Origin of the sequence: Dolichospermum circinale AWQC131C (assembly GCF_000426905.1) — a bacterium.
GTDB classification, from domain to species: domain Bacteria; phylum Cyanobacteriota; class Cyanobacteriia; order Cyanobacteriales; family Nostocaceae; genus Dolichospermum; species Dolichospermum circinale.
This window is the reverse complement of the sequence record NZ_KE384602.1, coordinates 11,919-32,163: the sequence shown is the minus strand read 5'-3', so window position 1 is coordinate 32,163 and position 20,245 is coordinate 11,919. Positions and strand designations below refer to the sequence as shown.

The 20,245-nt window shown below is 36.7% G+C and carries 17 protein-coding genes and 1 tRNA gene; 11 read left to right on the top strand and 7 right to left on the bottom strand.

Annotation, left to right across the window (positions count from 1 at the left end; genetic code table 11):
* Positions 1-792: 792 nt before the first annotated feature.
* Together ACIR131C_RS0107910 and ACIR131C_RS0107905 are read left to right on the top strand one after the other, a co-directional pair.
* Positions 793-1,725, top strand: a complete 933-nt coding sequence (locus ACIR131C_RS0107910) for a UDP-glucuronic acid decarboxylase family protein (RefSeq protein WP_028089759.1) — start codon at positions 793-795, stop codon at positions 1,723-1,725.
* 63 nt (positions 1,726-1,788) lie between these two features.
* Positions 1,789-3,180, top strand: coding sequence for a UDP-glucose dehydrogenase family protein (locus tag ACIR131C_RS0107905; protein ID WP_028089758.1), 1,392 nt, complete (start codon positions 1,789-1,791; stop codon positions 3,178-3,180).
* A 114-nt stretch (positions 3,181-3,294) separates the two neighbouring features.
* On the opposite strand, the gene ACIR131C_RS0107900 is transcribed toward ACIR131C_RS0107905, so the two are convergent.
* The gene (locus ACIR131C_RS0107900; protein ID WP_028082608.1) at positions 3,295-4,089 is read right to left on the bottom strand and encodes an LmeA family phospholipid-binding protein; all 795 of its coding nucleotides are present in this window, start codon (positions 4,087-4,089) and stop codon (positions 3,295-3,297) included.
* Positions 4,090-4,421: 332 nt separating this feature from the next.
* On the opposite strand from ACIR131C_RS0107900, the gene ACIR131C_RS0107890 reads away from it, so the two are divergent.
* Entirely contained in the window at positions 4,422-5,549 is a 1,128-nt protein-coding gene (locus tag ACIR131C_RS0107890) for an FAD-dependent oxidoreductase (protein ID WP_035371667.1), read from the top strand.
* Between the two features lie 133 nt (positions 5,550-5,682).
* On the opposite strand, the gene ACIR131C_RS0107885 is transcribed toward ACIR131C_RS0107890, so the two are convergent.
* On the bottom strand, positions 5,683-6,582 hold the full coding sequence (locus ACIR131C_RS0107885) for a S66 peptidase family protein (protein ID WP_028089755.1): 900 nt from the start codon (positions 6,580-6,582) through the stop codon (positions 5,683-5,685).
* 68 nt (positions 6,583-6,650) lie between these two features.
* Entirely contained in the window at positions 6,651-7,676 is a 1,026-nt protein-coding gene (locus tag ACIR131C_RS0107880; RefSeq protein WP_028089754.1) for a DMT family transporter, read from the bottom strand.
* Between the two features lie 173 nt (positions 7,677-7,849).
* Here ACIR131C_RS0107880 and ACIR131C_RS0107875 point away from each other — a divergent pair, with 173 nt between their 5' ends.
* Together ACIR131C_RS0107875 and ACIR131C_RS0107870 are read left to right on the top strand one after the other, a co-directional pair.
* Positions 7,850-8,329, top strand: coding sequence for a molybdenum cofactor biosynthesis protein MoaE (locus ACIR131C_RS0107875; RefSeq protein ID WP_028089753.1), 480 nt, complete (start codon positions 7,850-7,852; stop codon positions 8,327-8,329).
* 195 nt (positions 8,330-8,524) lie between these two features.
* Positions 8,525-8,597 (top strand) — tRNA-Ala (locus ACIR131C_RS0107870).
* A gap of 13 nt (positions 8,598-8,610) precedes the next feature.
* Here ACIR131C_RS0107870 and ACIR131C_RS0107865 read toward each other — a convergent pair.
* Positions 8,611-10,143: a SagB/ThcOx family dehydrogenase gene (locus tag ACIR131C_RS0107865; RefSeq protein ID WP_028089752.1), complete on the bottom strand. Its 1,533-nt coding sequence runs from the start codon at positions 10,141-10,143 to the stop codon at positions 8,611-8,613.
* Positions 10,144-10,299: 156 nt separating this feature from the next.
* Here ACIR131C_RS0107865 and ACIR131C_RS0107860 point away from each other — a divergent pair, with 156 nt between their 5' ends.
* The 4 genes from ACIR131C_RS0107860 to ACIR131C_RS0107845 all read left to right on the top strand — a co-directional run bounded on the left by ACIR131C_RS0107860 (position 10,300) and on the right by ACIR131C_RS0107845 (position 14,061).
* A complete protein-coding gene (locus ACIR131C_RS0107860; RefSeq protein WP_196811739.1) occupies positions 10,300-11,139 on the top strand; it encodes an alpha/beta fold hydrolase in 840 nt (279 codons plus the stop codon).
* A gap of 87 nt (positions 11,140-11,226) precedes the next feature.
* A complete protein-coding gene (locus tag ACIR131C_RS0107855) occupies positions 11,227-12,930 on the top strand; it encodes a serine/threonine-protein kinase (protein WP_028089750.1) in 1,704 nt (567 codons plus the stop codon).
* A 197-nt stretch (positions 12,931-13,127) separates the two neighbouring features.
* Complete coding sequence (locus tag ACIR131C_RS0107850; RefSeq protein WP_028082616.1) at positions 13,128-13,529, top strand: fasciclin domain-containing protein; 402 nt, start codon at positions 13,128-13,130, stop codon at positions 13,527-13,529.
* A 202-nt stretch (positions 13,530-13,731) separates the two neighbouring features.
* Positions 13,732-14,061, top strand: a complete 330-nt coding sequence (locus ACIR131C_RS0107845; RefSeq protein WP_028089749.1) for a hypothetical protein — start codon at positions 13,732-13,734, stop codon at positions 14,059-14,061.
* Positions 14,062-14,210: 149 nt separating this feature from the next.
* On the opposite strand, the gene ACIR131C_RS0107840 is transcribed toward ACIR131C_RS0107845, so the two are convergent.
* Entirely contained in the window at positions 14,211-14,408 is a 198-nt protein-coding gene (locus tag ACIR131C_RS0107840) for a hypothetical protein (RefSeq protein WP_028089748.1), read from the bottom strand.
* A 383-nt stretch (positions 14,409-14,791) separates the two neighbouring features.
* On the bottom strand, positions 14,792-16,147 hold the full coding sequence (locus ACIR131C_RS0107835; protein WP_028089747.1) for a UDP-N-acetylmuramoyl-tripeptide--D-alanyl-D-alanine ligase: 1,356 nt from the start codon (positions 16,145-16,147) through the stop codon (positions 14,792-14,794).
* Positions 16,148-16,439: 292 nt separating this feature from the next.
* Here ACIR131C_RS0107835 and ACIR131C_RS0107830 point away from each other — a divergent pair, with 292 nt between their 5' ends.
* Positions 16,440-16,670 carry a hypothetical protein gene (locus ACIR131C_RS0107830; RefSeq protein ID WP_028089746.1) on the top strand — a complete coding sequence of 77 codons (231 nt, stop codon included), beginning with the start codon at positions 16,440-16,442 and terminating at the stop codon, positions 16,668-16,670.
* Between the two features lie 221 nt (positions 16,671-16,891).
* Here the strand turns inward: ACIR131C_RS0107830 and ACIR131C_RS0107820 are convergent, their stop codons facing one another.
* Positions 16,892-17,590, bottom strand: a complete 699-nt coding sequence (locus ACIR131C_RS0107820; RefSeq protein ID WP_028089744.1) for a Uma2 family endonuclease — start codon at positions 17,588-17,590, stop codon at positions 16,892-16,894.
* Positions 17,591-17,687: 97 nt separating this feature from the next.
* Between ACIR131C_RS0107820 and ACIR131C_RS0107815 the strand changes: the two genes are divergently transcribed.
* Positions 17,688-20,159: a BsuBI/PstI family type II restriction endonuclease gene (locus ACIR131C_RS0107815; protein WP_028089743.1), complete on the top strand. Its 2,472-nt coding sequence runs from the start codon at positions 17,688-17,690 to the stop codon at positions 20,157-20,159.
* Positions 20,160-20,245 lie beyond the last annotated feature (86 nt).

Here is a 20,245-nt window from a genome sequence, read left to right as displayed (position 1 = left end):
AAAATCCCCAACTTAATTAAAAAGTTAGGGATCTTTTAATTTTAATCTTCAAACTCTGGAAAATTATACCAAATATTCAGTTTTTCCTGTTAACAGACAAATTGATACTGTTGATACTAGCTAGACAGAAACTTTTCTGTCAAACTGGAAATCACAAAAGTAATTTCTTAATTCTACGCTCCGGGTATCTTAAAGATTATAACGTTTTATTGATCACAAAATATTATCAATATTTTCAAATTTTAAGAAATCGCCATAAAAAATCAAAAAATTTGCCGCAGACTGACAAAGAAATGGTATAATGAACAAAAATCGCTTATACAAAACCTAGCTATATCTGTACTGTATAACTGATCCAACCTAATATAATTGTTATTCGTGTACGTGAATATTATGAGTGCGAACTTTTGATTAGACTGAGTATATTTCTATGTTATTTATCGCATTAATTGGTGTTTAAACTACATATTTTTCTAGCAGTTAGAATTTTCTAATCCTTAGTTCTTGAGCATTGAACTAGAGTTTTAAAACAGGATATTTTACTTAAAGATTTGATAAAGTTTTCCTAGAAAAAACCTATTTATGAGAAAATTTTTTAAAAAAATATCTGACAGACAATAAACATTTATGAGAAAGTAGAGATATTCCATGAAAGGTGGATACAGCTAAATTCATACTTGGTTTCAGTACCCCTAAAACTCCATAGGAACTTATTGAATAGACATCTGATTTTTGGACAAAAAGAATAATTATGTGTACTATAAAAAGAATAATATGACGGTTAAGGAAAGTATGAGAATTTTAGTCACGGGCGGTGCGGGGTTTATCGGTTCTCATTTGATTGATAGATTAATGAATGATGGTCATGAAGTCATCTGTTTGGATAATTTCTATACAGGAAAGAAACATAATCTCCGTCAATGGTTAGATCATCCTAATTTTGAACTGATACGTCATGATATCACCGAACCAATTCGCTTAGAAGTTGATCAAGTTTATCATCTGGCTTGTCCCGCTTCTCCAGTGCATTATCAGTACAACCCAATTAAAACTGTGAAAACTAATGTTATTGGAACACTCAATATGTTAGGTTTAGCTAAACGGGTGAAAGCCAGATTTTTATTAGCTTCCACCAGTGAAGTCTACGGAGATCCAGAAGTTCATCCCCAAACGGAAGATTATCGCGGTAGTGTCAATCCCATTGGTATTCGTTCATGTTATGACGAAGGAAAAAGAATGGCGGAAACCTTAGCATTTGATTATCACAGAGAGAATAAAGTTGATATTCGGGTCGCCAGAATCTTCAATACCTATGGACCGAGAATGCTAGAAAATGATGGGCGAGTAGTCAGCAATTTTGTCGCCCAAGCATTACGAGGTATTCCTTTAACTGTTTATGGTCAAGGTCAACAAACTCGCAGTTTTTGCTATGTTTCTGACTTAGTAAATGGATTAATGCGATTAATGAACGGTGAACATACAGGACCGATAAATCTGGGTAATCCTGATGAATACACTATTTTGGAATTAGCTCAAGCTGTGCAAAACTTGATTAATCCAGATGCAGAAATTAAATTTGAACCCTTACCTGCTGATGATCCCCGTCGTCGTCGTCCCGATATTACTAAAGCACAAACTTTATTAAATTGGCAACCTACTATTCCCCTCCAAGACGGGTTAAAGCTCATGATCGAAGATTTCCGTCAACGGTTTCAACAGGTTTAGTAGTGCTAAATTCCCTTGATTCACTTGATTCACTGACAACTTTAAAAAACAAGGATTTCAAAAATGCGTGTTTGCGTAATTGGTACTGGCTATGTTGGTTTAGTTACAGGTGCTTGTTTAGCTCACATTGGCCATGATGTCATCTGTATAGATAACAACGAAGAAAAAGTAAAATTAATGAAGTCTGGTCAGTCGCCAATTTTTGAGCCAGGACTCTCGGAAATTATGAAATCTGCTATTAATAGTGGTAATATTCAGTTCTCTAGTGATCTGGCGGCTGGGGTTGATCATGGAGAAATTCTGTTTATTGCTGTGGGAACTCCTCCTTTACCTAATGGTGAAAGTGATACTCGCTATGTAGAAGCCGTAGCTCGTGGTATCGGCGAAAATCTCAATGGTGGTTATAAGGTAATTGTTAATAAATCCACTGTTCCCATCGGTTCTGGTGACTGGGTAAGAATGATTGTTTTAGATGGGATTGCGGAACGTCAAAAAACATTTTTGGCATCTGGTAATACAATAGAAGACAGTAAATTTTCTGAAATTGCCCATGATTTTGATGTTGTAAGTAATCCAGAGTTTCTGCGGGAAGGTTCGGCAGTTTATGATACCTTTAATCCTGATCGGATTGTCTTAGGTGGAAATAGTGAACAAGCCACCAGCATGATGAAAGAATTATACGCTCCAATTGTAGAACGCAAATTTGCGGCCGATAAATCTTTACCTCCTGTTCCCGTTCTGGTGACAGATTTAAGTTCCGCAGAAATGATCAAATACGCGGCTAATGCCTTTTTAGCTACTAAGATTAGCTTTATTAACGAGGTAGCTAATATTTGCGATCGCGTGGGTGCGGATGTTACCCAAGTAGCAAAAGGCATAGGTTTAGATTCCCGCATTGGTAGTAAGTTCTTACAAGCTGGTATTGGTTGGGGTGGTTCATGCTTTCCTAAAGATGTTTCCGCTCTCATTCACACCGCAGGTGATTATGGCTATGAAGCCCAACTGATGAAAGCTGCGGTTAGTGTTAACGAGCGCCAACGCTTAATCGCCTTAGAAAAACTGCAACAAGCTTTAAAAATCCTCAAAGGTAAAACTGTGGGCTTACTCGGTTTAACCTTCAAACCAGATACAGATGATTTACGGGATGCACCCGCATTGATCCTCATTGAACAACTTAACCGATTGGGAGCTAAAGTTAAGGCTTATGACCCCATAATCTCGCAAACAGGAATGCGTCATGGTCTTTCCGGTGTATTAGTAGAAACCGATGCAGAAAGACTAGCGGATGGCTGTGATGCTTTGGTACTTGTCACTGAATGGCAACAGTTCAGCACTTTAGACTATGGGAAAATGGCAAAATTGATGAATCACGCAGTGATGATTGATGGTCGTAATTTCCTTAATCCTCAAACCATGATCCGGGCTGGATTTCAGTATGTAGGCGTAGGAAGGTAAAAAAGGGAACTGCTAGAGGTAATTTTCTTGTTTTCTCCTGACTGCTCCTGGAAAAATTAAATCGCCGCCCAGTGGAATCTGGACGGCGTTGATTTTTTTCAATTTTAAAAATTGTTAAGAACTGCGCGGAATTCGTTCAATTTCTGCATAACCACTAAAAATCAATCTTTGGCCTTCTGTTTCTAAACGATTTAGTCGCATTTTTACCCCATCTAAATCAAAGCGATCTAAATCAACCATATTATCCAAAATTTCTACCAATGCTGCACTTAAAGTCCGGGAAATTTCCCGTTGTGCTTCTGGAACTCCCTCAAGTTCAATCTTAGGGTCTTTAAAAGAAACCCGCCTTCTTCTTTCAATCCCAATCCCAACCGTCATACTTAGGGGTATGAGTTCACCATTGTTTAAATCAGCTTTAGCTACCAGGAACAAGCGATTTTCAGGTAATAGCTTGATTTGAACTTGGGTAAAGGAAACCGGTTCACCACCAGATATTTCCATCAGAGTTGGTTCAGAAAGGTTCAGCAGCCGCTTTTTCACCAGTTCCGACTCAAAAGCACGATTAATGCCTACTTCTGATAGAATCACACAAGCTACAGCTTGGGTGGGTTGTTTGAGATTGAGTTTACCACTTAAAACCGAGCCGAAGTCAATGGCTACCGCGTCGGTTTCAAAGGACATTTCCTCTACTGCGAAGTCTTTGCGAATTACTAAGCCACGGCCGTTCATTTTAAAGCTATCAATGCTGCCTTGCAACAGTTTGCTGGAGGGGTAGCAGCGCACAAAGACTTCTACCGACTCGCTTTGGGTAAACAGGTGGCGAATCGTTTGGCTGGCGACTGTGTTGAGCATTCGCTCTCCCCAATCGGTGCTTTTGGGATCTGTTAAACCAGTGAGTCCGCCGAACATTAGGTTTTAGTTTTTAGAAGTTCTTTATATTTTTGTAACAAATTGTGAACAATTATGCAAGCGATCCCCTGATTTAATCTACTAATGACTGAGAACAGGATAACTGATGGTTCTTATTTGGTTAATATCTTCAAGGGCTTGCTGAATAAGTTGTCTGTGAGGGTAGGGGACAGGGAACAGGGAACAGGGAACAGGGAACAGGGAACAGGGAAAAGTTTTAACTGTCTGGATATCCTCAGTTTTCCAAATCCGACAAAGAAAAATGCAATTCATTAAAATGTTTCCTGTACAACACCGCAAGTTTTAACTAAGGTAAGGTTATAAAAAAAATTATGATCAAAAATATAGTTTTGGTTGGTGGTGGTCATAGTCATGCTATTGTCTTAAAACTTTTTGCCATTTATCCACTATTAGGAGTAAACCTAATCTTAATTACCCCAGATAAATATACACCATATTCGGGAATGTTGCCGGGATATATTGCGGGATTTTACAATTATACTCAATGCCTGATGGATTTGGAAAAGTTATGTAGATTTGCTGGCGCACAATTGTATTTTGATCAAGTAATTGGGCTAGATTTAAAAAATAATCAACTGTTTTGTAATCAGCAATCTGTGATAGATTTTGATCTTCTTTCTATTGATATTGGTAGCACTCCTGAAAAACTGTCTGTATCAGGTGCAGTAGAGTATGCAATTGCAGCTAAACCAGTGGCACAATTTTTAGAACATTGGCATAAATTACGGGAAAATGTGGTTATAAATTCGCAAAAAACTCTCAATATTGGTATTGTGGGGGGTGGTGCTGGTGGTGTGGAATTAGCTTTATCAATGCAAGCAGGTTTGCAAAATTTGGGAATAGATAATTTACAGGTACATTTATGGCAAAAAAGTCAGGAAATAATGCCAAATTATCATTTATCTGTGCGGGTAATTATGGAAAAAGTTTTAATTAATCAAGGTGTGAAATTGCATTTGGGAGAAACGGTAAATCAAGTTGCACCAGGGAAGGAAAAGCTAGAGATTAAATGTCAATCTGGGTTAGAATTTGAATGTGATCAAGTTTTTTGGGTGACACAAGCATCAGCAGCAGAGTGGGTAAAGGATTCGGGAATTGGTACAGATGAAAAAGGTTTTATTTTGGTGAATAATAATTTGCAATCTGTTACTCATGCTCATGTTTTTGCAGCGGGTGATATTGCGACCATGATCAATCATCATCTCCCTAAAGCTGGTGTGTTTGCGGTGCGTCAAGGTAAACCTTTATATGAGAATTTAAAAAGGATGATTTTGGGAAAGTCTCTCAAACCCTATCAACCACAAAAAACTTATTTGAGTTTAATTAGTACGGGAGACGGAAAGGCATTAGCTACTAGGGGCAGTTTCACTTTACCCCCTCATCAATTATTATGGTACTGGAAAGACTGGATTGATCGCCGTTTTATGAGACAGTTTTGATAGAGGTGATTACCTCATAGTTAATTTACAGCAGTTCCCGGTATTATGAAGTACAGATATTAATGATAAAACTCTTGTGGTGCGGGCATCTTGCCCGCATAAGTTGTACCTCACTCAAAGCTACTTGCTGTATCTATGGGAAAAAATGGAGTATCCCTTGTTCAGCGTCTAATGTCACCATCATTCCGACAGGTAAAGCAGCATTGGGGCTATCATGACCAAAGGGGAGATCAGAAACTATGGGAATACCCAAATCACCCAAACAATCCCGCAATACTTCCTCTACAGTAAAACTAGGTACATTGGCTGCGGCTTCACACTTTGTAAACCCTCCCAAGGCAATACCGCGAACTTTGGATAAAATACCACTTAATCGCCATTGAGTCAACATTCTATCTATCCTATAGGGTGCTTCTGTTACATCTTCTAAGGCTAAGATTACACCCTCAAGGTCAGGTAAAATCGGTGTTGCTAAAAGATGGGTTGCTACTGTCAAATTACCAGGAAGCAAGATTCCCGTACTTGTACCACCACCCCAACCTTTACCCTTTAAAGGTGCGAAGGGACGACCTTCTACTATGTCCAATAGCCTCTGTATTGACCATTCTGGCTCATTTGCTAGGGTGGTGAGGACAGGACCATGGACACTGACAATTCCCCCGTTGTAGAGACTCCAAAGCAAGGCTGTGATGTCAGAAAAGCCGATTAACCATTTAGGGGGAATGATATTTTCTGGCCAATTCCAATTTTCTAAAATCCGGGTACAGCCAAAACCACCTCTCGCGCAGAGGATACCCCGACATTCTGGATCTTCCCATGCTGTGGCTAGTTGCTGACGACGGTGGATATCTGTACCAGCGAGATAACCATGTTTATCATCTATGTTGGCTGGAATTTCAACGCGATAACCACGCGCTTTCCAAATTTCCACACTTTGATGAAACGCTTCCATTTCTCGTAATGCACCACTAGGACCAATTACGCGCAGCAAATCACCTGGTTTGAGATATGGGGGTAAGATAGGCAGTGACATCGGTAGAAAATGTAAGTAATAGTTATATTTTTGTTATATTTTTGGTAGTTATCGCTGATTTAGCTCTGTTAGGGGACTTTTTTCGGCGATAATTCCAAAGTTAATGATTCCTCTGTGGTATTTGTTTCTGTGATATTAATTGTCTGATTTTTGACTCCAATATTTTCTCGCTGGTTGATTAAATAAATACTGATTAAAGTGAGAAAAACACCTAACCATTGGATAATTGTCAAGACCTCTGAGAGGAAAATATAACCGAATATTAAGGCAAAAATCGGTGTCAAAAAGGTGAGAGAACTTAAACTGGTGAGATTTCCACTGGAAGCAAAATAGAAAAATAAACCATAAGCGATCGCACTACCAAATACAGTAGCATAACTTAATCCTATCCAATCTGATAGTACAAGATTTTGCCATTGTTGGGCTTCTAATACTGAAGACATTCCCCACAAAGGCAAGCCTCCGATAATCATGTGCCATCCTGTAGCCATGACTGGATCTGCATATCGGCACACAAACCGAATCAAAACTGTTCCCACAGCCATTGATAAAGCAGCCAGTAACATTAATAACTCACCACTATTAAATAAATCTTGCCAATTATCTGTGGTAATTGTCACTCCTGAATCAAGAAAATGAAAAATCCATTCTTCTGGTAAACTAATGAGACTAATTCCTGTGATTCCCAAACCTAACCCCAACCATCCCCATAAACCAATATGTTCTTGAAATAACCAGAGTGACAGTAAAGCTACTGCTAGAGGTTGGGAGTCTATCATTACCGAACCTAAACCAGCATTGGTTCTGACTAAACCCTCTGCTAAAAATCCTTGAAATAAAGTACCATCAACTAAAGCAAATATAATAATCCATAACCATGCTAACCAACTTTTAGGTACAGGTTTACCCATGAATGCTGCTACCATGAGAATTAGTACCCCCGCAGGTATTAACCTGACTCCAGCCATAAATAAGGGTGTAGTGTGGGGAATTACACCTTTCATGGACACCATGGCTGTACCCCAAAGGAAAAAAGGAGCGATTAATAGTAGATAAGCTAGGGGATTTTTATATCCGCTGAGTTGCACTTGCATGGGATGATCGTTGTTTTTAGTAAATAGATGAAAATATTACTTTACCTGATTTTGGGGTTTTTTGAATTGCCTCTGCATATAATTCGCGGTTAGATATTCTTATAGAATGGGATTTTTCAAATCATGAACCGCGATGATCCTTGTATCAATTTACTATTAGGAGTATAAGATAAATGATCACAATTAAACCCAGGGTTGAAGATAGTTTTGGAATTACACTAGCACCATTGTCTGTAGAGGAAATCTATAGTAAGGTGGATAATCCTGCTCATGGTGCGGTGGTAATCATGAGTGGTATGGTTCGTAATCAAACTGACGGTAAGTCTGTGGTGGCTTTGGAGTATCAAGCTTATGAACCAATGGCTTTACAGGTATTTTATCAAATTGCTGATCATATTCGCTATCAATGGTCTGATATCGGTCGGGTGGCAATATATCATCGCATTGGCAGATTGTCAATTGGGGAAATTAGTGTAATTGTAGCTATAGGTTGTCCCCACCGTGGACAGGCTTTTGCGGCTTGTGAATATGCTATTGATACGTTAAAACACAATGCACCTATTTGGAAAAAAGAACATTATTACAAGATTGGAGAAGATGGTTCAAGAGTAGTAGATTCATCTTGGATTTCTATAAATACTTGTCAGCATTAAGTAGGAGAGAACAAGTAACTCTTAACAGGGAACAGCACATTGGTAGGTTTTAGGGTTTTCATGTTCATTCACCGCTTAATATTTCTTAACACAAATATCTTGACAAGATTAACATCAAGTGAGATATAATCTCAACAGAGATAATGAAAAAACTCACCTAATAAAAAGCTCAAAAGCTGACTAAATTGGGATTTCGGGGTTATAGCGCAGTTGGTAGCGCACCTCAATGGCATTGAGGGGGTCAGCGGTTCGAATCCGCTTAGCTCCATAAAATAATTTTATTACCTTGGTTTTCCTAGTGTAGTAATGTAAATAACTGCTTCGTCAGCAGGAATACCCAAGACATCGTTAACTTGGTCATCAAAAAAGCCAGCGATACCACTGACACCTAAATTTAAGCGAACTGCGGCCAAATTCAATCTTTGTCCTAAAATACCTGCATCTGTGTGTAAATAACGGTAAACTCGATCACCATACTGAGCGATCGCATTTTTGAGATCGGCAGTATGAAATAATACTGCTCCGGCATCTCTACCTAATTCCTGTCCCAAACAGAGAAAATGTAACTCCCGACGGAAATTTTTAAAGCGAATTTGCCGTAATTCTTGGGCTTTAGGTGCATAATAATAACAACCTGGATCTAAGCCTTGAACTCCAGAAACCACTACAAAAGTTTCTATTAAATTCAAGTCAAAATAATCAGGGTCAGGATCTAAATTTTGGTCAACGTAATTTTGTGGTTGATAAGTGAAATCAAGTAAAGCTTTTAGTTGATCAAAACTTAAATTATCGCCAGTATAGGCACGGGTAGAACGCCGTTTATAGATAGTATTTGCTAATTCTGATAAATTTTCCCCCCAAAAAATTGGCGCAGTCCCAGTAGGGATTTTATCACAGAAAGGAAAATTATATTTATCCTCTAAAGACCTTTCTTCTTTGAGAGTTGGTAACTTTAAATTGCTGCTAGTAGTATCTGTGATTTCAGTCCGTAAATGAAAATATTTTAGTAGTTCACCGTCAGGAATAGATGGATAATTAGTTTCAGTTTTAGAAGGTAAAACAGTGCTGCCTTTAGGTAAATTTTGGCGAATATCTAACAAATCTGCCAAAGCTAAAACAGCGGTTGTTCCTTCCTGTGCGTGATCAATATAAAGTAGATCATTCACCGCTTTATCTACAAAACCGCCTATTAAATAAGAGCGATAATCTACAAGATTACAAGCTAATTCAATATTACCTAAAAGATGCCCAGTATCGAGAAAAATTCGACGGTAAGCCCTATCTTCATAACGCCAAACAGAACGATAAAAAATCGCAGTAGTAATAATAGCTAATTGAGTAGTTTCTAGGGAAGAATGCCAAAAACAAGCCTCTTGTAAATTTTGCCAAACATCACTTTCCCAGAAGTGCATTAAAGAATGAGTTCGACATTGATAATTATAAAGTCCTGGTGGTAACAAAGGTGTACCGCGAGAAACTAAATATACTTCAGCCGGATATAAACCCCCCGCACTGGGAGCAGCACGTAAATATACTGCACTACCCATAGAAGGCATTTTGGCCGTCAGTCCATAACTGTGAAATAATAGGTGAGAGAGCCTGTGCCACCATTGAGCATCTTGATCATGGGCGGATATTTGTGTATTTTCTTGTAAATAAGGTTTCAGGTCAATATCAGCACCGATTTTGTACTCTTTGAAAGGTACTGGTTGTTTAGCCCAGTCTAAATTATAATTTTTAGAAGCTAGAGTTTGGGGATCATACTTAGTCCGTTCGTGATAATGTTCGGCTATGGATTGGTGTATTTCTGGCATAATAAATAATTGTAATTTAATATCTTTGTATTCCTACCATTGACGTTGACATTTATTAGCTCCATGATTTCCCGTAAATCAATTAAAAATTCAAACCTGAAAATTGATTTTTTCTGCTAAAATTTCTAACCACCTGTCCTGGAGAACATTGAGCAAATGATACCTATACGTAAAACTCTCTCAACATCTGATATTCAACTTTCTTACCTAGAATGGAATCAAGGTCAAGAACCATTAATATTGTTACATGGTATGGCTGATCATGCTTTAGTTTGGTCAAGTTTGGGAGACTATTTAAAATCAGATTACCATATAATAGCGCCAGATATGCGTGGTCATGGTGAGAGCAGCAAGCCAGAAAAAGATTACACCTTTAAAAGTGCAATTTCCGATTTGGAGGCATTAATGGATAAAATGGGTTGGTCTGCGGCTCATATTGTCAGCCATTCCTGGACGGGAAAATTAGCCGCCATTTGGGCTAGAGAAAACCCAGCCAGATTAAAAAGTATCACATTAGTAGACCCGATTTTTATCTGGAAAATGCCCAGTTTTCTGAAAATCATATTTCCTCTTTTATACCGTGTTTTACCCTTCCTTAAAAGCATGGGACCCTTTACCAGTTACGAAGCAGCCGAACAAACAATTAAACAACTCAGTCAATATCAAAATTGGAGTTCTTTGCAACAGCAAGTTTTTCAAGCCGCAATTGCACAAAAACCCGACGGTACTTGGGGTAGTAAATTTACTATAGCAGCCCGTGATGGCATTTTTGATGCAGTTATGGAAGTACCAGGTTTTATTCACCCAGTTGACACACCTGCCCTCTTTATACAACCAGAAAAAGGTGTCAACCGCCAAAATTGGCAAATTCAACCTTACAAAACCAACCTCAAAAATTTGCTTATTCGTCAAGTCCCCGGAAATCATTGGCCATTCTTAACTAACCCAACGGAATTTAATCAAACAGTTGCCAGTTTTTTAGCAGCACAAAAATGAGATAATTATAAATAATTCGCAATTACCCATTACCCATTACCAATTACCCATTACCAATTACCCATTACCTATTCCCTATTCCCCATTATGAGTCTTTGCATTAATCCAGTTTGTTCTCAACCTAACCACCCAGATAACGACGAAAACCGCTTTTGTCAAAGTTGTGGTTCTCAATTAGAATTAATCGGACGTTATCGAGTTTTACGTTTATTAAGTGACAAAACTGGATTTGGTCAAATTTACGAAGCTTATCAACAAGATAGGCCAAAAATTCTCAAAGTCCTCAAACAAGAATTAACTAATGATCCTAAAGCGGTTTCACTATTTCAACAAGAATTTAATGTGTTAAAACAATTAAATCATCCTGGTATTCCCGCAGCAGAAGATTACTTTCCCTATCAAACCAGAAATAATCTTATACTGCATTGTCTGATTATGGAAAAAATTGAAGGACCTAATTTAGAACAGTGGTTAAAGCAACAACAAAACCGCCCTATTTCTCAAGTTCAAGCCATAGCCTGGTTAAAACAATTATTAGAAATAATAGCTTTAGTTCATAATCAACAATATCTCCATAGAGATATTAAACCATCAAATATCATGATTCGTCCTGATGGACAATTAGTATTAATTGACTTTGGTACAGCTAGAGAAATTACGAAAACCTATCTAGCTGGTGGGGGAATAACAGCAATTTCATCGTCAGGTTATAGCCCTCTAGAACAAATGCGTGGACAAGCCATACCCCAATCAGATTTTTTTGCATTAGGACGGACATTTGTATTTTTATTAACGGGATATCAACCCGGAGAATTATATGATCCTAACTTGGATATTTTAAAATGGCGACATCATGCAAATCACGTTTCTCCATTATTATTAGATTTGATTGATTGGTTAATGTCCACCCAAGTAAATCAACGCCCTAGCAATACTCAAGAAATTTATAAAAGATTAGCAGAAATTGAATATCAACTCTCACAAAATACATCTGCAACCGTGAATATTAGCGGAACAGAAAAAACAGCCATAGTTAATCAAACAACTACTAATAATGCTGTTATTCCCCCACAAACACAACCGGAAAAATTACCATTGTTGTCCTGGTTTGCAGCTTTAATAGTTTCCTTATTACTACTGTGGTGGGTAGCTTTAGGATTTAGAGATAATAAATTTGTAGCCTTACCTGCTGACTATGGACAAGCACCAGTTAAAAAAGGCAAAGTTGATTATTTTCCCTATGCAGAAGGGAAAGATAGTCAAGGGAGAGTTGCAGAGTTTAATATTGCAGTTTTATCAGTAGAATATAAATGGCAATTAGGCAGCACCTACCAAATTAAATATAATAATCAAACTATAACAATTGATTCCTTAAAATCTAATTTAGAACAAGAAGGAATCCAGAAAATTATGGAAAATCCCAGCGAGATTATTTCCGTGGGAACAGCCTCTTGTGAAGGTAATATTACCACCGAACAAAGTCGCGCTTTAGAACGTTCTCAACAAATTCAATTATTAGTAAAAAAGATATTTAGTAATACACCCAGTGTGAAAGGTTATCGCTTATTAAATTTGGGACAATTTCAGAGAAAAGATTGTCAAGCTAACCAAGACTCAACAGCCTATCAACGCAGTATTATTATTATTGGGGTGAAAAAACAAGCCGCAGATGTAATATTAGATGAAGCTTTAAGAGATAGATTAGAGAAAAAACCATTTGCTGATTTTAAATTAGATGATTATTCTCTAGGTTCACCAGATAAATTTAAAACCATACCCAGTAATTTATAAGCTAGTTTTCCACCATAAAATCCGCCTAATGCACCAGTTCCCAATCTTGCATAAGTGCATTTAACCATATTATGTATAGAAAAATCATCAGTTCAAATTTTACCAGATCAGATTTTACCAGAATTGTAGCTAATTAAACTTAAACATGATTTACTATTGTCTAGAACCTTTGCTAGATATAAGGTGAGGTAAAATTAATGGCTGATATTGTTGATATTGCAGTTAGTAATGATGCGTTTAAAACTTTAGTGGCGGCTGTGTCTGCTGCTGGGTTAGTAGAAACATTAAAAAGTCCCGGTCCATTCACCGTGTTTGCACCAACTGATGATGCTTTTGCTAAATTACCCCCCGGCACAATTACAACTTTACTACAAAACCTGCCCCAGTTAGCACGAATTTTAACCTATCATGTCGTTCCTGGCAAGTTAACAAAGGATGATTTGGCAAAACTGGGTACAGTAACTTCTGTGGAAGGTTCTCCTATTAAAATCAATTGTGATCATGGTTTTGAGGTGAAAAATGCCACAGTTTTAGCCGCCGATATTGTTGCAGATAATGGCGTGATTCATGTTATTGATACCGTGATTTTGATGGGTTAATCCCACCTTTTCATCAGTAAAATATAATAGAGACGTTTTATACCGCGTCTCTATTATGAATAAATTTAATTGTCAAGGCCAATTCTTTAAAAAAAGTAACATAAATGGTGCAATTACTCACTTTTGATATAGTATAATCTTATTAATCTATTATTTACAATAAAACTTAATCATAAGCACCGACAATTATCCCCAAAAATCAATGTTAGAACTCAACACCTTAGCTGAATTTTCCCGCAACAACTGTATAGGCATTTGTGCCTTTCTTGTCCCGGCCAATATCCTAACAACCTTATTAACAATGATCCTCGTCTTCCTAAATCGTCCCCTGGGTCAAGTGTGGATATCTACCGGATTAGCCTGTTTATTTGCCAGTGTCATGGTGCTGCACGTTTATACTTGGTTTATGATTGGTGTAGTCATGACACCAACTTATATCTTATTGTCCCTAGCAGTTACTTGTTTATTGACTAATGTTTTGCTAATTATCTGGCGCAGAAATTCTCTACAATTGTTTTCTCTGAATAAATAACTTCCACAAAAGTCAAAATTTCAGGAATATCAAAAACTGGATATTTGGCTTTTTTTTAATTTTATAAACAATCAGAATAGTAACTAAAAATATCAATTACTATTCTGACTATTTTTGATAGCTATTAGTTAACAGCTATTTTTTGACTGTTACCAATACGTGCCATAATAACGGCCATAACCATAATCACCGTAGTAGTGATAACCGTGAGAATAACAACCACCATAATGACCTCCACCAACAACGGTTTTTACTTCCTCGGTAGCTAGTTCATCAAGAAAACTAGTAGCATCATTAAATAAATCATAACCGACAGGAACTAATGCAGATATTTGGATATTAGCCATGATAATTACTCCTTGATTTGATAAATTGTCTTGACAAAAGACAAATGAGATTAGACTTGCTATGGACTAACCTTATTTCTGATTCTTCCTAAAATAATTGATAAATTCAAGGCCTTAACCTCAATAGATAAGACTTAATTGAACTATTTTTGTCTAGTTATTCATGGTAATTAGCAGTTAAAAACTGTTTGTTAACTGTTTGTTAATTGACAGTTTTTGATACTTACTAGGAACATATTGTAGAGATGTTTCATGCAACATCTCTACAAAAGCTGTCATTTTTCTTGTGGATTAGATATACGGAAAATACCGACTTAATTAAGTTTATTTTGTCTAAAGTACATGAGATAGACAACATATCTAAACCCAATATTCAAATCTCTTTAATTAGTAAATTCTGCCCGTAATTGATTGACAACTCGATCTAATCCCACAGAATGGGCGGCTTTAAATAATAAGCGGTCTCCGGCTTGCATAAATGTTTTTAATCTTGTTACCAAATCAGCATGGGTGCTAAAACATTCACAAAATATATTATCGGCACTATTAGCAATAATTTCCGCATCTTGACCATCAACTAATACTAATAACCCATCAAGATGCAAATTTTTGACCATTTCTCCGACTTTTTGATGTAGTTCTGCGGATCTTTCTCCTAATTCTTTCATTGCCCCTAAAACCGCAATTTTCCGCTTTCCTGGTGTGTCTGCTAACAACTGCAAAGCGGCTAACATGGCTTCTGGGGCGGCATTATAGGTTTCATCTAAAATTACGATATCATGAGGTAAAGTGAAGCGTTGACTTCTACCTGTGGGCATATTTACCATGATACCAGATTGTAATAATTGCCAATCAATTTCTAATACCTGAGCTACGGCTAAAGCTGCTAAAAAATTACTAGCATTATGACGACCAGGTAAAGGCAAAGGTAGACCTATTCCAGCAACTTCTACAGTTTCATTATTAATTAATTTCCCTTGAATATCGCCACCCGAAAAGCCATAACTAATGACTTTCCCCTGCCAAAATTTCGCGGCCATTTCCATTAATAATGGATTATCATAATTAAGAATGGCGGTACTATGATCTGGCATTGTCGCTAATAATTCACATTTAGCTTCAGCAATTGCCGCTTCTGAACCAAGTAATTCAATATGGGCTGTTCCCACATTAGTAATTACCCCAATTGTCGGTTTAGTAATTTCTGTGAGTTCGGCAATTTGTCCCCTGCCCCGCATAGCCATTTCTATGACTGCAAAATCATCTTCTTTCGTCAATTCTAAAAGAGTTTTGGGAACACCTATTTCATTATTAAAATTCCCATAGGTTTTATGGACTTTTCCTTTTGTAGCCAAAACTGCGGAAATTAGTTCTTTAGTGGTGGTTTTACCTACTGAACCCGTGATGCCAATTACAGGAATAGAAAAACTTTCTCGCCACCATTGAGCAATTTGCTGGTATGCTTTTAAAGTATCTTTAACCCGCAAAATGGGAAAGCCTGGATTTTCATAGGCATAATCAACTATAGCCAATATAGCCCCTTTAGCGATCGCTGTGGGGACAAAATCATGTCCGTCAAACTTTTCCCCTCGCAAAGCCAAAAAGACCTCACCCGGTTGCAAAATGCGGGTATCTGTTTGTATCCCAATAGCCAACTGAGCTAAACTAGATACAGATACATTCACAGGTTCAGCTATAAGAACTTCAACCAGTTGAGAGATAGTGGTAGAGACTGACATACTGATAAACGATAAGGTATTTTAAAGGTAATAACCTTATCATTTTTTGTGTCACGTTGTCATTGAAGATTTATTTTTGTAATTACTACTACTTATAGCACAATAGCTTAATCCTTCAGTGATTGCCTCTTCTCCAAATCAAAACCAATACAAAAAAGCGATCATCTGTCGTCTAAGTGGAATTTGAACCAGTAAAAACTCCTTTTAGTGTATGATAAGCTTACAAGAGAATTTTAATTCTCTAATTAAAATAGAGTTACCAAAGCTAGAATTTACTTAATTAGGAGGTTCTATGATGACTTTACAGGAAATTATTAATTCTATTGAAAATTTACCCACAGAAGATCGAGAGTATTTATTTGAGTTTCTGCAAAAACAACGAATTAATCAAAAACGAACTGAAATTTTAACTAATGCGGAGGAACTTAAACAGGCTTTTAAGAATGGTACAGCAAGGAGAGGAACTGTTGATGATTTGATTGCTGATTTACTAGGAGATGATGATGGAAGTTGTCTGGAGTAGTGGATTTAAAAGGTCTTTCAAGAAGATTACAAAGAAAAACCCACAATTAAAAAATCAAATTATTAACGTATTAAGGCTTTTGGCAGATGATCCTTTTACACCATCTTTAAAGTCTCATATTGGTTCTGCTTCTCGTTCAATGATTGTAGTTATCATAATTTAAACCCAAGTTTAGAGATTGAATTTATTGTATCTTAAATTCCCATGTATAACCGTTATTTCTAATCGCTTTTCAAATCACCTAATTTCTCTATAAAATCTGCGTGTTCAACAGACTGTAAACCAGTTTGTAAAACATTCAATACAACTTGCATATTACCTGTTAATAATTCATTTACCGCTAACCATAAACCTGGAAATACCCGACTTTGTAAAACTCCTTCTTCATTAGGTGCTAATTCTAAATATTCACCTTCTTGTAAGGAAAACCAACTTAATTTTTCGTCCAAAACTTGCCAAACAATATATTCTCTCACACCATTGCGACGATAAGCCTGTTTTTTGCCATGGAGGTCAATAGCCACACTACTAGCAGCAATTTCTACAACTAATTCCGGTGGACCCTCAATATAATCATCCTCACTGATGCGAGTTTGACCTCCTGCTTCTGGTATAATAATCAAAACTGCATCAGGTTGAGGTTCATTATCTAAATCTAGCCGGACTGTGGGTTCAACTCCTAAAGCCACACCAGGGGTCATGGCTTCATAATTACCAAGCCATGTTAGGATGCGACCATGAGGTTGTCCATGACTTCTAAAACGCAGAGCAGCAGGCATAATATAAACTATTCCTTCGATTAATTCAGCTTTTTTCGGTTTAGATGCGGCATTATATCGCCGTTCAAATTCATAACGGGTGAGTTTGTCCCCGTTTGTCAAAGGAGGAATTATCGAAGCTGGGAGGCGTATTTTTACCATAATTTTCTGAATGAGTAATGAAGCCCTGAACAAATTATAACAAATTATTCAAATTTTTCATAATTTCTGGACATTTTACTTTCTATAAATTGATAATATGACAACTTTCCTCACAGATTCTCTAGATATAAATAGATTTCATTTTTCTTCAAGATTGAACTTAAAACAAAGAAGTGAATTAGGTCAGTTTCTAACTCCTGCACCGATTGCGAGATTTATGGCAGGACAATTTAACAATTTATCTGGTCATATTAGTTTACTAGATCCTGGTGCGGGTGTTGGGTCTTTAACTGCTGCTTTTGTAGAGCGATTATTAATAAATGCTGATCAAATTGAGAGTTGTTTAATTACAACCTATGAAGTAGAAGAAACCTTTTTACCCTGTTTAGAACAATGTCTTATAGAATGTTGTAATGCTTTACAAAACAAGGGAATAAAAGCAGATTATTCTTTGCAAAATCAAAGTTTTATCGAGAGTATTGGTAAAACCAGTTTACCGCTTTTTACTAAAAATTACCACAATTTTACCCATGCAATTCTAAATCCACCTTATAAGAAAATAAGTAGTAAATCAACTGAGAAAAAAATACTATCAAAGCTGGGAATTGAAACGGTAAATTTATATAGTGCATTTGTTTGGCTATCCATATTACAGCTTTCTCAAAATGGTGAAATAGTTGCAATTACTCCCAGAAGCTTTTGCAATGGTAGTTATTTCCGGCCTTTTCGCAAAGCTTTTCTAGAAAAAATGGCATTTGAAAATATTCATATATTTGCAAGTCGCTCCTTAGCTTTTGCACAAGATAATGTTTTACAAGAAAATATTATTTTTCATGCTGCTAAAACAGAAGTTAAACCTAAATGTATAGAAATAAGTATTAATTCAGAACAGGAATTAGATAATTTTTCAGAAATCAGACTTGTTCCATATAACCAAGTTATTGAAACAAATGATCCTGAGATGTTTATTCATATTCTTACCAACTCTCTGGAAGATGCTGTAAAAGTGCAAATAGATAAATTTTCATCTACATTAGATGAACTTGGTTTAGAAATTTCAACTGGTCAAGTTGTAGATTTTCGTCTTAAATCATCTTTAAGAAATTCCTTAGATGATCAAAACGTTCCCTTAATTTACCCAGAATCTATAAAACCAGGAAAAATTTTATTTCCTCCCACAAAACCGAAAAAATCAATTGCTATTGAAAATAATCAACAAACACAAAAATGGTTAATTAAACCAGGATGGTATGTTTTAATCAAGCGATTTTCTGCTAAGGAAGAAAAACGTCGTATTGTTGCTGCTGTCTGTTCTCCTATAAATTCACCCGCGCTGGGTATAGAAAATCATCTTAACTATTATCATGCTAAGGGAAAGGGAATGAATCCTGACCTAGCAAGAGGTTTAACAGCATTTCTCAATTCAACTTTATTTGATAACTATTTTCGGCTGTTTAGTGGTAATACACAAGTCAATGCAACAGATTTGCGTAAAATTAGATATCCCTCTCAAGAGGATTTGATGCAACTGGGAAGCCAAATTGATGAATTTGTATTTGACCAGGAAAAACTTGATACACTTGTTCACAAAACTCTGTCAATTATGAGTGAAGCAATAAACGCAATTCAAGCTAGTAAACGTATTCAAGAAGCACTAACTATTCTGAAAGAAATTTCTGCACCAAAAGAACAGCAGAATGAAAGATCCGCACTGTGCTTACTTGCATTAGCAGATATTCGACCGGAAACTTTTTGGAATCAAGCAACAACTCCCAAACGCAGAATTACTGAAATGATGGATTGGTTTCGTGATTATTATGGAAAACAATACGCACCAAATACACGAGAAACTGTGAGAAGACAAACAATGCACCAGTTTGTACAAATGGGTTTAGTTATGGAAAATCCAGATCAACCAAAGCGACCAATTAATAGCCCTAAATGGTGTTATCAACTTCAACAAGAAGCACTTTTGTTGATACAATCATACAACTCTGACCAGTGGGAAGAATCTCGTCGTAATTATGCTATTTCTGTCAAGAATTTATTACAGGATAGAACTCGAAATATCCCCACAATTCCCGTTAGTTTACCCAATGGACAAGCAATTTATCTATCAGCAGGTGGACAAAATAATTTAATCAAAGACATTTTAGAAAATTTTTGTCCCAGATTTACACCAGGAGGTTTGGTTCTTTATCTAGGTGATGCTGGGGATAAATTTATTATTAATGAAAGTCAAAATCTTAGAGAAATGGGAGTAGAGTTAGATCCTCATGGTAAAATGCCAGATGTTGTCGTTTATTATCAAAAACAAAACTGGCTAATCTTAATAGAAGCTGTAACCAGTCATGGTCCTGTTAACTTAAAACGACACAATGAACTAAAACAACTGTTTAAATTTAGTAGCAAGGGGTTAGTTTTTATGACTGCTTTTCCTACTCGCAAAGAAATGACTCGGTATCTAGCTGAAATTGCTTGGGAGACAGAAGTTTGGGTAGCAGACCAACCAGATCATTTAATTCATTTTAACGGGGAGAGATTTCTTGGACCATACGAAAACCGCTAAAATAGTTTGGGAAATTTTGATACGAATAAAAAAATTAAATAACATTGGGTTGGGTATGGGATAAAGGGTAACAAGTAACAATGCAG

What these genes read in the sequence shown, in the direction of transcription:
- ACIR131C_RS0107880 (WP_028089754.1), bottom strand. Translation starts at nt 7,676, where the DNA reads ATGCAAGTGCAACTCAGCGGATATAAAAATCCCCTAGCTTATCTACTA.
- ACIR131C_RS0107900 (WP_028082608.1), bottom strand. Translation starts at nt 4,089, where the DNA reads ATGTTCGGCGGACTCACTGGTTTAACAGATCCCAAAAGCACCGATTGG.
- ACIR131C_RS0107845 (WP_028089749.1), top strand. Translation starts at nt 13,732, where the DNA reads ATGTTAGAACTCAACACCTTAGCTGAATTTTCCCGCAACAACTGTATA.
- ACIR131C_RS0107875 (WP_028089753.1), top strand. Translation starts at nt 7,850, where the DNA reads ATGATCACAATTAAACCCAGGGTTGAAGATAGTTTTGGAATTACACTA.
- ACIR131C_RS0107865 (WP_028089752.1), bottom strand. Translation starts at nt 10,143, where the DNA reads ATGCCAGAAATACACCAATCCATAGCCGAACATTATCACGAACGGACT.
- ACIR131C_RS0107835 (WP_028089747.1), bottom strand. Translation starts at nt 16,147, where the DNA reads ATGTCAGTCTCTACCACTATCTCTCAACTGGTTGAAGTTCTTATAGCT.
- ACIR131C_RS0107905 (WP_028089758.1), top strand. Translation starts at nt 1,789, where the DNA reads ATGCGTGTTTGCGTAATTGGTACTGGCTATGTTGGTTTAGTTACAGGT.
- ACIR131C_RS0107850 (WP_028082616.1), top strand. Translation starts at nt 13,128, where the DNA reads ATGGCTGATATTGTTGATATTGCAGTTAGTAATGATGCGTTTAAAACT.
- ACIR131C_RS0107855 (WP_028089750.1), top strand. Translation starts at nt 11,227, where the DNA reads ATGAGTCTTTGCATTAATCCAGTTTGTTCTCAACCTAACCACCCAGAT.
- ACIR131C_RS0107860 (WP_196811739.1), top strand. Translation starts at nt 10,300, where the DNA reads ATGATACCTATACGTAAAACTCTCTCAACATCTGATATTCAACTTTCT.
- ACIR131C_RS0107815 (WP_028089743.1), top strand. Translation starts at nt 17,688, where the DNA reads ATGACAACTTTCCTCACAGATTCTCTAGATATAAATAGATTTCATTTT.
- ACIR131C_RS0107820 (WP_028089744.1), bottom strand. Translation starts at nt 17,590, where the DNA reads ATGGTAAAAATACGCCTCCCAGCTTCGATAATTCCTCCTTTGACAAAC.
- ACIR131C_RS0107910 (WP_028089759.1), top strand. Translation starts at nt 793, where the DNA reads ATGAGAATTTTAGTCACGGGCGGTGCGGGGTTTATCGGTTCTCATTTG.
- ACIR131C_RS0107840 (WP_028089748.1), bottom strand. Translation starts at nt 14,408, where the DNA reads ATGGCTAATATCCAAATATCTGCATTAGTTCCTGTCGGTTATGATTTA.
- ACIR131C_RS0107890 (WP_035371667.1), top strand. Translation starts at nt 4,422, where the DNA reads ATGATCAAAAATATAGTTTTGGTTGGTGGTGGTCATAGTCATGCTATT.
- ACIR131C_RS0107885 (WP_028089755.1), bottom strand. Translation starts at nt 6,582, where the DNA reads ATGTCACTGCCTATCTTACCCCCATATCTCAAACCAGGTGATTTGCTG.
- ACIR131C_RS0107830 (WP_028089746.1), top strand. Translation starts at nt 16,440, where the DNA reads ATGATGACTTTACAGGAAATTATTAATTCTATTGAAAATTTACCCACA.